Here is a 13,795-nt window from a genome sequence, read left to right as displayed (position 1 = left end):
CGGAATCAGTCCTCGACGGGACCGACCACCGTGCAGAAGTTGCCGATGTTCTGGTGGTTGTCACCGAGGGCAGCCGCCCCCTGGACGGGCGCAAAGAGGGCGCCACCCGCGAACTCCTGGTCGCAGTTCACGGGCTGCAGGTTGCCGATGATGACGCCGGACGGGTCGTCGTACAGGGGGCCATCGCCGGCGTGGGCGACCCCGCCACCGAGAGCCATGCCACCGACCATGACCGCTACGGCCGCGACCTTCTTGAGCTTGCTCATCACTTCTCCGTTTTCCTTCGCGCGCCCGGATCCCTTACGGACCGTGCTCGGACAGTTACAGACGATAACATGCAGCACACTTAACGCTGCATTTCTTGATACTCCATATTGAGTAATGACTCATGCCCATATGCGCTTTCCCCCATCGGGCTCACCGAACTGCGTCGCGATAGCGAGCGACCATTTGGGTGAGAGCCGGGCCCGCGGAAAGTGCGGGGTGGAGGGCTGGCCGACGAGCCGACGTCATGGAAATCCAAGGACGGCTCCCTGAGGGGCGCGAGACCCGCGCCTCAGAAGGGGAGAGCCGGCACTGGGCCTTGAATCGGGGCGCCCGATGCGCCAAGGGGCGAGGAGCGGATGTCGGGCCTCGCACCAAAAGCACGAGACCCGGCATTTCGCAACGCCCCGGAATCAGTCGTTCCTGGGCCCGATCACCGTGCAGAAGTTGCCGATGTTCTGGCTGTTGGAGCCGGCGAGGGCCGCACCCTGAATGGGCGCGAAGGCGAGGCCACCCTCGAACTCCTGGTTGCAGTTCACGGTCTGCAGATTGGGGATGATGATGTCAGCCGGGTCGTCGTACCCGTGGCCGCCGGCTGCGTTGGCGACCCCGCCACCGAGAGCCATGCCGCCCACCATGACCGCTACGGCCGCGACCTTCTTGAACTTGCTCATTACTTCTCCGTTTTCTTCGCGTGCCCGGAACCATTACGGACCGTGCTCGGACAGTCACAGACGTTAACACAGGGCTCACTTAACGCTGCATTTCCGGCACATCCATTTGAGTGAGTGTTTGTGTCTATATATGCTTTTTAATCCAAATGACTTCTCAGGCTGCGCCGTAATAGTGAGTGACCATTCGGAGCGGAGCCGGGACCGCGAGAACCAGCGTCGCGATGGCCGTACAGGCCGCACAACGCAAGCTGGTCTCGCACCCCAAGGTGCGAGACCAGCTCTTCCCAGCACCCTGGAATCAGTCCTCGACGGGACCGACCACCGTGCAGAAGTTGCCGATGTTCTGGGAGTTGCCCTCGGTGGACGCGAGCTGAACGGGCGCGAACGCGAGGCCACCCTCGAAGTCCTGGTGGCAGTTCACAGGCTGCAGGTTGCCGATGATGACGTCAGCCGGGTCGTCGTACCCGTGGCCGCCGGCTGCGTTGGCGACCCCGCCACCGAGAGCCATGCCACCGACCATGACCGCTACGGCCGCGACCTTCTTGAGCTTGCTCATCACTTCTCCGATTTCTTCGCGCGCCCGGATCCCTTACGGACCGTGCTCGGACAGTCACAGACGATAACACAGGGCTCACTTACCACTTCATTCCCGGCAGATCGGGCTGAGTGCGACTAAATGTTTTATATGCCCTTTAGTCATACCGGAGGCGCGGACCGCACTGCGGCAGGCGGCGACTGTTGCGGGCAGCCCTCGGGAGGCCAGTGACCGTGGGCAGGCCGGCGCAGAAGAGGCCAGGCAGCAAGGCCCGATGGGAGGAGTGGCCGACCGAGCGCCCGGCCTCGTCACGGAGGTGGGGCCGGCGCTCGGCCGGTGGCCGCGGCATGGTCGGCGTACGGGCACCGGCCGGACGCGCTGCGTGGGAAGCCGGTCCGCTGCGTGCCGTGCGGGGTCTCCGCTCCGGCACGGCACACAACCCGTCAGCAGCAGACCGTCCGCCGCGGTGAGCGCCCGCGGCGCGCTACGAAGCCGCCGTCTTCGGCGTCGCTCCCTCGTCCGTGCGGGCCGCGGCGGGAACGTGCGCTACGGAGCGTTGGGGATGGGTCTCGAAGAGGGCGCGGGCAAGGCTCGTCGAGACCGGTGGGTGATCCTCCGTCGACCTACGACACCACGTCCTTGCGGGCGAAACCCCGGAAGGCCAGCGCGAACAGCACCAGGGCGTACGTCAGGGAGATCGCCGTGCCCTGGATCATGCCGCTCCACTCCAGTTGCGGCTGTACGGCGTCGGCCCAGGCGAACTGCCAGTGCGCGGGCAGGAAGTCGCGCCAGTCGCCGAGGGCGGTGACCGCGTCCAGCACGTTCCCCACGATGGTCAGGCCGACCGCGCCGCCGACCGCGCCCAGCGGGGCGTCGGTCTTGGTCGACAGCCAGAACGCCAGCCCCGCGGTGACCAGTTGGGACGCGAAGATGTACGCCACCACGACGAGCAGACGCTGGGCCGCCGTGCCCGCGGGCAGGGTGCCGCCGGTGGGAATCTCCAGCGGGCCCCACCCGTACGCGGCCGTGCCCACCGCCAGCGCCACGACCGGCAGCAGCACCATCGCCGCAAGGCTCATCCCGAGCGCGACGACGAGCTTGGACCACAGGAGCCGGGCCCGGGGCACCGGGGCCGCCAGCAGATAGCGCAGCGACGACCAGCTCGCCTCGGAGGCGATCGTGTCACCGCAGAACAGCGCGACCGGGATCACCAGGAGGAAGCCCGCGGACACGAACAGGTTCACCGCGGCGAAGTTCCCGCCGGACGCGGTGGCCGTGTCCATCAGCGTCACCCGCCCGTTGCGTGCGCCGGGTTCGCCGCCGATCGCGAAGGCGGCGACCAGCACGAACGGCAGCACGGCGAGGATCGCGCCCATGACGAGAGTGCGGCGCCGCTTCAGCTGCCGGACGAACTCGACCCGCAGCGGCAGCGTCCGCCGCGCGCGGTATCCGTCGGCCGTCTCGGTCCGCTCGACGAGCGTGCTCATGCGGCACCTCCGATCAGGGTGAGGAAGGCGTCTTCAAGCCGGCGGTGCGGTCCCACCGACTCCACGGGCACTTCGAGCCGTACGAGCTCCACGACCAGCCGCCCGGCGCTGCCGTCGGTGTCGAGGCGGACGAGAAGTCCCTCGTCCGTGCGGACCGCCGAGGCCACCCCGGGCAGCGCGCCCACCTTCTCGACGACGGGCTCGTCCACCGGCGTGCCCGTGCCCACGAGCAGGGTGTCGCCGGAACCGACGATCTCGTGCACCGGGCCCGCCTGGACGAGGCGGCCGCGGTCCATGACCACCAGATGCGTGCAGGACTGCTCGACCTCCGCCAGCAGGTGGCTGGAGACGATCACCGTGCGGCCGGCCGCCGCGTACCGGATCATCACCTCGCGCATCTCGCGGATCTGCGGCGGGTCGAGGCCGTTGGTCGGTTCGTCGAGGATGAGCAGGTCCGGCAGGCCCAGCATGGCCTGGGCGATGGCGAGACGCTGGCGCATGCCCTGGGAGTACGTGCGCACCGCGCGGGCCAGCGCGTCGCCCAGGCCCGCGATCTGCAACGCCTCGTCCAGGTGGGCGTCCTCGGACGGGCGGCCGGTCGCCTGCCAGTACAGCTCCAGGTTCTCGCGGCCCGACAGATGCGGCAGGAAACCCGCACCCTCGACGAAGGAGCCCACCCGGGACAGCACCGGCGCGCCCGGCCGGATCGCGTGCCCGAAGACGTGGATCTCGCCGGCGTCCGGCTTGATCAGGCCCATGAGCATGCGGAGGGTGGTGGTCTTGCCCGCGCCGTTCGGTCCGAGCAGGCCCAGCACCTGGCCCTTCTCCACCCGGAACGACAGGTCCCGTACCGCATACCGGTCCGCGGACTTCGCGTACCGCTTGCTCAGGTCCGTGATCTCCAAGGGGACTTCGGCGAGTGCGGGATCGGGTGCCGGGGTCGCCGTACGACGACGGCCCGACAGCAGCAGGGCCAGCGCCACGACCACTCCGGCCAGGGGCAGCCACCACACCCAGGCGGGCAGCGGCGCGGCCGCGGTCGTCACGCCGGGCGCGGTCGGCACCAACAGGTCGCCCTTCAGGGACACCGTGTACGTCGCCGGTGCCGTCGGTGACGCGTAGCCGAGGTCCGTGGAGGCCAGGACGAGGCGCAGCCGGTGCCCGCTCCGCACCTCGTGGTCGATGGCGGGCAGGCTCAGGGTGACGTCCTTGCCCTCCTTGGCGCCCTCGACCCGGATCGGGGTGACCAGTTGCGACGGCAGCACCTTCTGGGTGCCGCCCGGGCCGACGTCGTACACCTTTCCGAACAGGACGGTGTCCTCGCTGGTCGACTTCACGTGCACCGTCGCGGTCGGCGATCCGCTGATCCGCAGGTCGCGGGTGACGGGTGCCGAGTCGAACCGCGCGAACTGCCCGGGGAAGTCGAGTGACGCTCCGATGCCGAGGGACGACAGCTGGGAGAGGCCTCCGGAGCCGCCCAGGCCGGGGAGGGCGGAGAGCGCGGGCGGGTTCGCCCCCGCCGGGTTGGCGAAGTTCTGCTCGCGGCCGCTCAGCGCGATCGTCCGCCGCCCGCTCCGAAGGCCGGGGTACGTCTCCCCGCTCGCGCCCCGCAGCTGGGCCGTTCCGTCGGTCGAGTTGACGCCGCCGGTGCGCGTGACCCGGAAGGCCGGGCCGGTGTCGACGCCCTTCTCGTCCTTCAGATAGCGGTCGAACCATGCCCCGACGCGGGCCTGGACACGGTTCGTCTCCATGTTGCCGCCGTCGTGGCCCCCGGCGATCCAGTCGACGTCCACGGGCGCGCCGTTGGCGCGGATCGCCCTGGCCGCGGCGTCCGCCTGGCCGAGGGAGAAGAGGGAGTCGGACTGGCCCTGCACGAGCAGGGTGGGCACCTTGATGCGCTTGCCGACGGCGGACGGCGAGCGGACGTCGAGCAGTGCGCGCGCCTGCGCGTCCGGCTTCCCGGACTCGGCGACCCGGTTGTACATCGCGCAGAGCTGCGCCTCGAACTTGTCGCAGCCGCCGCCGGAGTTGATGAAGAGGCCGGCCCACAGCTTCTTGAACACGCCGTTCGGGAACAGAGCGTCCGCCATGTTCCAGTACGTGATCGCCGGGGCGATGGCGTCCACCCGGTCGTCGTACCCCGCGGCCAGCAGCGAGACCGCGCCGCCGTACGAGTCGCCTGCTGCGCCGACGCGCGGGTCACCGCTCTTGTCGAGCTGGACCTCGGGCCGCCGGGCCAGCCAGTCGATGAGCTTCGACACATCGGCGACCTCGGCCTTGGGGTCGTTCAGCCCGATCTTGCCCGTGGAGCCGCCGAAGCCTCGCGCCGACCAGGTCAGCACCGCGTATCCGTCGCGGGCGAGCTTCTGCGCCTGGTCCCGCACATCGGCCTTGCTGCCGCCGAAGCCGTGCGCGAGGAGGACGGCGGGGCGGCGGCCGGAGCCCGCGGTGAAGTACGACGTGTTGATCTTCACCCCGTCGCCCATCGCCATGGCTCTGTCGGTGCGGTGCACGGGTGGCGCCTCGTCCGAGGCGACGGCCGTCCACGTACCGGCACCGGCCAGCACGACGACGGCGGCCACCGCGGCCACCAGTCGGCGCGGCCTGCGGAATGCGGGCAGTCGAAGATCCATGCGTCAACCGTACGGGCCGCCACCGACAAGCGATGCAGCCACCGGGCGGAAGTGGTGCCCCTCCCCCAGGCGTACGGTCCCCTCCCCGCGTACCGCAAGCGTGGTACACGGGGAGAGGACCGCCCGAACGACGTCGCCCGTGCCGCCCTGGGCAGGGCCGGGCTCCGCGGGGCCTACTCCTGTGTGTCCTCCGGGATCGACACCAGCCAGCGGGTGTCGCGGCGCGGGCGCAGGTAGAAGGCCCAGTACAAGGTGGCCACGGCCGTGATGCCGCCGGTCCACAGGAGGTAACCGGTCTCCTGCTGACTGAGGATGTAGGCGAGGACCACGATGAGCAGGACCGGCATCGCGGGCCACAGGGGCATCCGCCAGGCCGGCGTGTGGGCGTGGGAGCCGCGCCGGGCGAGCAGGGCGGCGACCGCGACGAGCAGGTACATGCCGGTGACGGAGACGCCGGTCACGCCGTACAGGGTGTCCAGGTTGACGAAGCACAGGAGCGCGCCGGGGACGCCGACGGCGAGGGTCGCGACCCAGGGCGAGCCGAAGCGGCCGAGCTTGGCGAGGCCGTGGTTGACCGGCTCGGGCCAGGCCTTGTCGCGGGCCGAGGCGAACAGGACGCGGGAGTTCTGGATGACCATGACGATGCCCGCGTTGATGATCGCGAGGGCCACGCAGAGGCTGACGAAGGTGCCGACGGCGGAGTTGGACCAGGCGGTGACCATGGAGCTGATGTCGCCGCCGGTGAGCGTGGAGAGATCCGAGGCGCCCATGGTGATCGCGACGACCGGCACCAGGATGATCACGGTCGAGATGGCGAGGGTAGCGAGGACCGTACGGGCGACGTTGCGGCGCGGGTTCTCCAGTTCCTCGGAGAGGTAGACGGCGGTCGAGAAGCCCTGGGTGACGAAGAGGGCGATCGCGAGCCCCGAGACGACCAGCATGCCCGTCACGGTGTCCGTGTGGCCCCCGGAGCCGGCCACCTGCATCGAGACCAGACTGCCGGCTCCGCGCTCGCTGTGGGCGAAGCCCAGCACCGCCACGACGGCCGCCGCAATGACTTCGAGGACCAGGAAGACTCCGGTGATCCAGGCGTTGGCGCGCAGGTCCAGCAGGCCGGCGAGGGTGGCGAGGAGCATCACGCCGGCGCCGGCGACGGCCGGGTCCAGGTGGACGATCGGCGCCAGGTAGTCCGCCGTTCCCATGGCGATCACCGGCGGCACGATCATGACAACGAGCAGGGAGAGCACGAAGACCAGCCAGCCCGCGAGCCGCCCGGCCATCGTGGAGACCATGGCGTACTCGCCGCCCGCGCTGGGGATGAGGGTGCCCAGCTCGGAGTAGCAGAACGCCACGGCGATACAGAGCAGCGAGCCGATCGCGATGGTGAGGGCGGTCGCGGTGCCGAGTGAACCGAAGAGGTCCGGTACGACCACGAAGAGCGTGGAGGCGGGCGTCACGCACGAGAGCGTGAGCAGGGTGCCGCCGACGATGCCGATGGAGCGCTTGAGCTTCTGAGGGCCGTCGGACGTCAGGGGGCCGGCGTCCAGTACGGGAGTCTCTGCGGGGCGGAGCGTGTCGGTCATGAAGCGGTTCCGATCGACTCGTGCGTCAGGTGTTTCGGGCGGGAGCGCTATCGCCTCCGGCGGCTCGCGTCGTACGTCACTTCGTCCGCTCCCGGCGCTGATGGAACCTTGACGAAAACCGTCGCGTCAATAGGTGTTCATCTACGGAATCCGTAGCTGAAAGATGATCCACATGTGATTTGCGTCGCGGATGGTCAGTCCGTGCGCTCTCTTCCGCCCGTGCGGGAACCGCAGCGCGCACCCCGAAAAAAATGAGGCCGTCCGCGATGCGGACGGCCTCGGAGACCCTACGGGGGTGCTCAGTGGTTGCGCGGGAAGCCCAGGTCGACGCCCGCCGGGGCCTCGGACGGGTCCGGCCAGCGGGTGGTGACGACCTTGCCGCGGGTGTAGAAGTGCGTGCCGTCGTTGCCGTAGATGTGGTGGTCGCCGAAGAGCGAGTCCTTCCAGCCCCCGAAGGAGTGGTAGCCCACCGGCACCGGAATCGGCACGTTCACACCGACCATGCCCGCCTCGACCTCCAGCTGGAAGCGGCGGGCGGCGCCGCCGTCCCGGGTGAAGATCGCGGTGCCGTTGCCGAACGGCGAGTCGTTGATGAGGGCGAGGCCCTCCTCGTACGAGTCCACGCGCAGCACGCACAGCACCGGGCCGAAGATCTCGTCCCGGTACGCGTCCGCGGACGTCGGCACCTTATCGAGCAGCGAGAGGCCGATCCAGTGGCCGTCCTCGAAGCCGTCGACCGTGTGGCCCGTGCCGTCGAGGACGACCTCGGAGCCCTGCGCCGCCGCGCCCGCCACATACGAGGCCACCTTGTCGCGGTGCGCCTTGGTGATCAGCGGACCCATCTCGGAGGCCGGGTCGTTGCCCGGACCGATCTTGATCTTCTCGGCGCGCTCGCGGATCTTCTCCACCAGCTCGTCCCCGATGGCGCCCACCGCGACGACCGCGGAGATCGCCATGCAGCGCTCGCCGGCCGAGCCGTACGCGGCCGAGACGGCGGCGTCGGCGGCCGCGTCCAGGTCCGCGTCCGGGAGGACCAGCATGTGGTTCTTGGCGCCGCCGAGCGCCTGGACACGCTTGCCCTTCGCGGAGGCGGTCGTGTGGATGTAGCGGGCGATCGGCGTCGAGCCGACGAAGGACACCGCCTTGACGTCCGGGTGCTCCAGGAGGCGGTCGACCGCGACCTTGTCCCCGTGTACGACGTTGAAGACGCCGTCCGGCAGACCGGCCTCGGCCAGCAGCTCGGCCAGCTTCAGGGCCGCCGACGGGTCCTTCTCGGACGGCTTCAGCACGAACGTGTTGCCGCACGCGATGGCGAGCGGGAACATCCACATCGGCACCATGGCCGGGAAGTTGAACGGCGTGATGCCCGCGACGACACCCAGCGGCTGCCGGATCGACGAGACGTCCACCCGGCTGGCGACCTCGGTCGACAGCTCGCCCTTCAGCTGCACGGTGATGCCGCACGCCAGGTCGACGATCTCCAGCCCGCGCGCGACCTCGCCGAGCGCGTCGGAGTGCACCTTGCCGTGCTCTGCGGTGATCAGCTCGGCGATCGCGTCCCGGTTGGCGTCGAGCAGCGCCCGGAACTTGAAGAGGATCGTGCTCCGCTTGGCCAGCGAGGACTGGCCCCAGGTCGCGTAGGCGTCCTTCGCGGCGGCGACCGCGGCGTCCACCTCGTCGACCGTCGCGAAGGCGACCTTCGTGGTGACCGCGCCGGTCGCCGGGTCGGTGACCGGCCCGTACGTGCCCGACGCGCCTTCGACGGTCTTGCCGCCGATCCAGTGGTTGACGATCTTCGTCATGACCGAGTACTCCTTCACAGATGGCGGCGTCGGGTCGAGACGTGCCGTTCGTACAGCTCACGTGCCTTGACCGCCGACGAACGGGTCGCGGTCTCGGCCACAGGTACATCCCACCAGGCCTGTGCCGGAGGCGCGCCCGACACTGTGTCTGCCGTTTTGGTCTCCACGTAGACACATGTGGGAGTGTCGGCGGCGCGGGCTTCCGCGAGCGCTGCCCGCAGGTCACGGACCGTCTTCGCGCGCAGGACCCGCATGCCCAGGCTGGCCGCGTTGGCGGCGAGGTCGACGGGCAGCGGAGCCCCCGTGTACTGGCCGTCCTCGGACCGGTAGCGGTACGCGGTGCCGAACCGCTCGCCGCCCACCGACTCCGACAGACCGCCGATGGACGCGTACCCGTGGTTCTGGATCAGCAGGACCTTGATCGCGATGCCCTCCTGCACGGCCGTGACGATCTCCGTCGGCATCATCAGGTACGTGCCGTCGCCGACCAGCGCCCACACCGGGCGGTCGGGGGCGGCCAGCCGTACGCCGATCGCGGCCGGGATCTCGTAGCCCATGCAGGAGTAGCCGTACTCCAGGTGGTACTGGTCGCGGGAGCGCGTCCGCCACAGTTTGTGCAGGTCACCGGGGAGCGAGCCGGCCGCGTTGAGCACGATGTCGGACTCGTCCACCAGTTCGTCGAGGGCACCGAGGACCTGCGGCTGGGTGGGCCGGATGTCCGGATCCTCGGCCTCGAACGCCGCGTCGACCCGGTACTCCCAGCGCTCCTTGTCCTCCGTGTACTCGCTCACGTACGCGGGCGGGACGCGGTGCTCGTGCATCAGCAGCGCCTCGGTCAGCTCCTGGAGGCCGCTGCGGGCGTCCGCGATCAGCGGCAGGCCGGAGAGCTTGTGGCCGTCGAAGGGCGCGATGTTCAGGTTGAGGAAGCGGACGCCGTCGCCGGTGAAGAGGGTGTGCGAGGCGGTGGTGAAGTCGGTGTACCGGGTGCCCACGCCGATCACCAGGTCCGCCGTGCGGGCCAGCTCATCGGCGGTCGCGGTGCCGGTGTGGCCGACGCCGCCGACGTCCTGCGGGTGATCCCAGCGCAGTGAACCCTTGCCGGCCTGCGTCGAGGCGACCGGAATGCGGGTGGCCTCGGCGAACTCCGCGAGCGCCTCCTCGGCCCGGCTGTGGTGGACGCCGCCGCCGGCCACCAGGAGGGGGCGCCGGGCCACCCGGATCGCCCGCACGGCCTCCGCGAGTTCGGTCGGGTCGGCGCCCGGACGGCGCACGGTCCAGGTCCGCTCGGCGAAGAACTCCTCCGGCCAGTCGTACGCCTCCGCCTGCACGTCCTGCGGCAGCGCGAGCGTGACCGCGCCCGTCTCGACCGGGTCGGTGAGCACCCGCATCGCCTGGAGCGCGGCCGGGATCAGCGCCTCGGGGCGGGTGACGCGGTCGAAGTACCTCGACACCGGACGCAGACAGTCGTTGACCGACACATCGCCCGCGTACGGGACTTCGAGCTGCTGGAGGACCGGGTCCGCCGGGCGCGTCGCGAAGGTGTCGCCGGGCAGGAGCAGGACCGGGAGGTGGTTGACGGTCGCGAGGGCGGCGCCGGTGACGAGGTTCGTCGCACCCGGGCCGATGGAGGTCGTGACCGCGTGGGTGGACAGCCGGTTCGACTGCCGGGCGTAGCCGACCGCCGCGTGCACCATGGCCTGCTCGTTGCGGCCCTGGTGGTACGGCATGTCGTCGGCGTACTCGACGAGCGCCTGACCGATCCCGGCGACGTTGCCGTGGCCGAAGATGCCCCACGTCGCGCCGATCAGCCGCTGCCGTATGCCGTCGCGCTCGGTGTACTGGGCGGCGAGAAAGCGCACCAGCGCCTGTGCGACCGTCAGCCTCGTCGTCGAGGTCATCGGTACCCCCCTGTGCTCTCTACGTGGTCCGGGTGGAAGCAGATCCGCCACTGCCGCTCCTGACCCGGCCCCGCCATGACGTTCAGGTAGTACATGGCGTGGCCCGGCTGGGCGACCGACGGGCCGTGCCAGCCGTCGGGGACGAGGACGGCGTCGCCGGTGCGGACCTCCGCGAGGACGTCGGATCCGCCCACGCGTGAGGGGAATACGCGCTGGTACCCGAAACCGTTCGGGCCGTCGATCTCGAAGTAGTAGATCTCCTCGAGTTCCGTTTCGGCTCCGGGCCGGTTCTCGTCGTGCTTGTGCGGCGGGTACGAGGACCAGTTGCCGCCGGGGGTGATGACCTCGACGGCGATGAGCTTGTCGCAGTCGAAGGCGTCGGCGGAGGCGAAATTGCGCACCTGGCGGGCGCAGTTGCCGCTGCCTCGGTCTTCGACGGGAACCTCCGGCGCGGGGCCGTAGCGGGCGGGGAGTCGGCGCTCGCACTTCGCTCCTGCCAGGGCGAAGCGGCCTCCCGCGCCGGAGGCGATCTGTGCCCGGGCGTCACGGGGCACGTACGCGAAGTCGGTGACCCCCGCGAACACGCTTTCCCTGCCCAGGAGTTGGAACTCTTTGCCCTCGATTTCCACGGTACAGGCGCCGCCCAGGGGAAGCACGATCCACTCACTGTCACCGGTGGTGAAGGTGTGGGTGCCGCCCGGCGCGAGCTCCACGATCCGCAGGCTGCTGTACGTCCAGCCGGCCCGCTCGGGGTCGATGTCGAGGACGTACTGGGGGCCCGAGGTGGCGCCCTGGGGGACGTACAGGTTGGTGGTCATGCGGCCCTCACAGCAGTCCTACGGCGGTGTCCACGGCGGCGGCCACATCGCCGTCCGCCGGGTACAGCAGCGACCGGCCGACCACCAGCCCCTGAACGGTGGGAAGTTGCAGCGCGCCGCGCCACTTCTCGTACGCGCCCTCCTGGTCCTCGCCGACGTCGCCGCCGAGCAGGACGGCGGGCAGCGTCGAGGTCTCCATGACCCGGGCCATGTCGTCCGGGTTCTCGGTGACGGGGACCTTCAGCCAGGTGTACGCCGAACTGCCGCCGAGGCCGGCGGCGATGGCGATGGACTTGATCACGGCCTCGGCGCTCAGATCGTTGCGGAGCTTGCCGTCCGCCCCGCGTCGGGACAGGAACGGCTCGACGAAGACGGGGAGTCTGCGCGCGGCCATGTCGTCGATGGCCCGGGCGGTGGATTCGAGGGTGTTGAGGGATCCCGGGTCGTCGTAGTCGATCCTCAGGAGCAGCTTGCCCGCGTCGAAGCCGAGGCGCTCGATGTCCTGCGGGCGGTGGCCGGTGAAACGGTCGTCCAGTTCGAAGGAGGCGCCCGCCAGTCCACCGCGGTTCATCGAGCCGATGACGACCTTGCGGTCGAGGGCGCCGAGGAGCAGCAGGTCGTCCAGGATGTCGGCGGTGGCGAGCACGCCGTCCACGCCGGGGCGGGACAGCGCGAGGCAGAGCCGCTCCAGGAGGTCGGCACGGTTGGCCATCGCCAGGGTGCGGTCGCCGACGGCAAGGGCACCGCGGGCGGGGTGGTCGGCGGCGACGATCATCAGCCGGCCGGTGTCGTTGCCGAGGAGGGCGCGGCGGGGGCGGCGCGCGGCGGCCTCGGCGATCGCCTCGGGGTGGTGGGTGCGGGTGCGGACGAGGTGGGCGACGTCCACGCGCGCGTGCGGAGTGCCGTCGCCCACGCGCGCGTGCGTGGGGCCGTCTCCGCTTCGTGCGCGTGCGGGGCCGTCGCTGCCTCGCGCCGGCGCGCCGCCGTCTCCTGCGCCTTGTTCGTCTCCGTGCCGGCCCCCGCCGACCTGCCCCGCCCTCACAGGACCGCTCCCGCCGTGAGCGCGTCCTCGACCTCGGCCGGGGTGGGCATCGCGGAGGAACACTCCAGGCGGGAGGCGACGATGGCGCCCGCCGCGTTCGCGTACCGCATGAGCCGCTCCAGGTCCCAGCCGTCGAGGAGCCCGTGGCAGAGCGAGCCGCCGAAGGCGTCACCTGCGCCGAGGCCGTTGAGGACCTTGACGGGCAGGGGCGGGACCTCGGCCGTCGTACCGTCGCGATGGACGGCGAGGACGCCCTTGGGGCCCTGCTTGACGACGGCGAGTTCGACACCCGCGGCCAGCAGCGCGCGAGCGGCCGAGTGCGGGTCCCGCTCTCCCGTGGCGATCTCCACCTCGTCGACGTTGCCGACGGCGACCGTGGTGTGGCGCAGGGCCTCGGTGTAGAAGGGGCGGGCCTGTGCGGGGTCGGCCCAGAACATGGGGCGCCAGTCGAGGTCGAAGACCGTCGTACCGGACTTGGCGCGGTGGGCGAGGGCCGCGAGGGTGGCCGTGCGGCTGGGCTCCTCGCTCAGGCCGGTGCCCGTCATCCAGAAGATGCGCGCGGCGCGGATCTCGTCCAGGTCCAGCTCGTGCGCGTCGATCTCCAGGTCCGGCGCTTTGGGCTGCCGGTAGAAGTAGAGCGGGAAGTCGTCCGGCGGGAAGATCTCGCAGAACGTGACCGGTGTCGGCAGCCCGGCGACCTGCGTGACCCAGCGGTCGTCGACACCGAAGCCGCGCAGCGCCTCGTGGATGTACGTGCCGAACGGGTCATCACCCGTCCGTGTGACAACCGCGGTGCTGCGGCCGAGCCGCGCCGCGGCCACCGCGACGTTCGTCGCCGAGCCGCCGAGGAACTTCCCGAAGGACGTCACCTGTGGGAGGGGCACGCCCGTCTGCAACGGATAGAGGTCCACTCCGATCCGTCCCATGGTGATCAGGTCGTACGCCATCGACTCCCCTTCGCAATCGGCTGCCCACAGGTCTAGTCGGGTCGCGGGAGCCCTGTCAATGTTTTGTCCAGACATTCGGACGACACCTTGACAGCGCTTTCTCCCGGTCGGA

11 protein-coding genes are annotated in these 13,795 nt (G+C 70.4%); all 11 read right to left on the bottom strand.

Annotation, left to right across the window (positions count from 1 at the left end):
* Window positions 1-5: 5 nt before the first annotated feature.
* The gene (locus SAVERM_RS27605; RefSeq protein WP_063774004.1) at window positions 6-266 is read right to left on the bottom strand and encodes a hypothetical protein; all 261 of its coding nucleotides are present in this window, start codon (window positions 264-266) and stop codon (window positions 6-8) included.
* Between the two features lie 411 nt (window positions 267-677).
* Window positions 678-938, bottom strand: a complete 261-nt coding sequence (locus SAVERM_RS27600; protein WP_010986750.1) for a hypothetical protein — start codon at window positions 936-938, stop codon at window positions 678-680.
* 298 nt (window positions 939-1,236) lie between these two features.
* Entirely contained in the window at window positions 1,237-1,494 is a 258-nt protein-coding gene (locus SAVERM_RS27595) for a hypothetical protein (protein ID WP_042493633.1), read from the bottom strand.
* Between the two features lie 602 nt (window positions 1,495-2,096).
* The gene (locus tag SAVERM_RS27590) at window positions 2,097-2,960 is read right to left on the bottom strand and encodes an ABC transporter permease (protein ID WP_010986748.1); all 864 of its coding nucleotides are present in this window, start codon (window positions 2,958-2,960) and stop codon (window positions 2,097-2,099) included.
* A complete protein-coding gene (locus SAVERM_RS27585) occupies window positions 2,957-5,593 on the bottom strand; it encodes an alpha/beta fold hydrolase (RefSeq protein WP_037649818.1) in 2,637 nt (878 codons plus the stop codon). The genes SAVERM_RS27590 and SAVERM_RS27585 overlap by 4 nt, the downstream gene beginning before the upstream one ends.
* Before the next feature lie 173 nt (window positions 5,594-5,766).
* Window positions 5,767-7,176, bottom strand: coding sequence for an APC family permease (locus SAVERM_RS27580; protein ID WP_010986746.1), 1,410 nt, complete (start codon window positions 7,174-7,176; stop codon window positions 5,767-5,769).
* Window positions 7,177-7,475: 299 nt separating this feature from the next.
* A complete protein-coding gene (mmsA, locus tag SAVERM_RS27575) occupies window positions 7,476-8,978 on the bottom strand; it encodes a CoA-acylating methylmalonate-semialdehyde dehydrogenase (protein ID WP_010986745.1) in 1,503 nt (500 codons plus the stop codon).
* A gap of 14 nt (window positions 8,979-8,992) precedes the next feature.
* Window positions 8,993-10,876: a 3D-(3,5/4)-trihydroxycyclohexane-1,2-dione acylhydrolase (decyclizing) gene (gene iolD / locus SAVERM_RS27570; RefSeq protein ID WP_010986744.1), complete on the bottom strand. Its 1,884-nt coding sequence runs from the start codon at window positions 10,874-10,876 to the stop codon at window positions 8,993-8,995.
* Window positions 10,873-11,694: a 5-deoxy-glucuronate isomerase gene (gene iolB / locus SAVERM_RS27565; protein ID WP_010986743.1), complete on the bottom strand. Its 822-nt coding sequence runs from the start codon at window positions 11,692-11,694 to the stop codon at window positions 10,873-10,875. The genes iolD and iolB overlap by 4 nt, the downstream gene beginning before the upstream one ends.
* Window positions 11,695-11,701: 7 nt before the next feature.
* Window positions 11,702-12,580: a Cgl0159 family (beta/alpha)8-fold protein gene (locus SAVERM_RS27560; protein WP_037649915.1), complete on the bottom strand. Its 879-nt coding sequence runs from the start codon at window positions 12,578-12,580 to the stop codon at window positions 11,702-11,704.
* A 152-nt stretch (window positions 12,581-12,732) separates the two neighbouring features.
* Window positions 12,733-13,683 carry a 5-dehydro-2-deoxygluconokinase gene (gene iolC, locus SAVERM_RS27555; RefSeq protein WP_010986741.1) on the bottom strand — a complete coding sequence of 317 codons (951 nt, stop codon included), beginning with the start codon at window positions 13,681-13,683 and terminating at the stop codon, window positions 12,733-12,735.
* Between the last annotated feature and the right edge of the window lie 112 nt (window positions 13,684-13,795).

Origin of the sequence: Streptomyces avermitilis MA-4680 = NBRC 14893 (genome assembly GCF_000009765.2) — a bacterium.
GTDB classification, from domain to species: Bacteria; Actinomycetota; Actinomycetes; order Streptomycetales; family Streptomycetaceae; genus Streptomyces; species Streptomyces avermitilis.
Note: the sequence above shows the minus strand (reverse complement) of the source record. Positions and strands in the feature narration are given on the sequence as shown.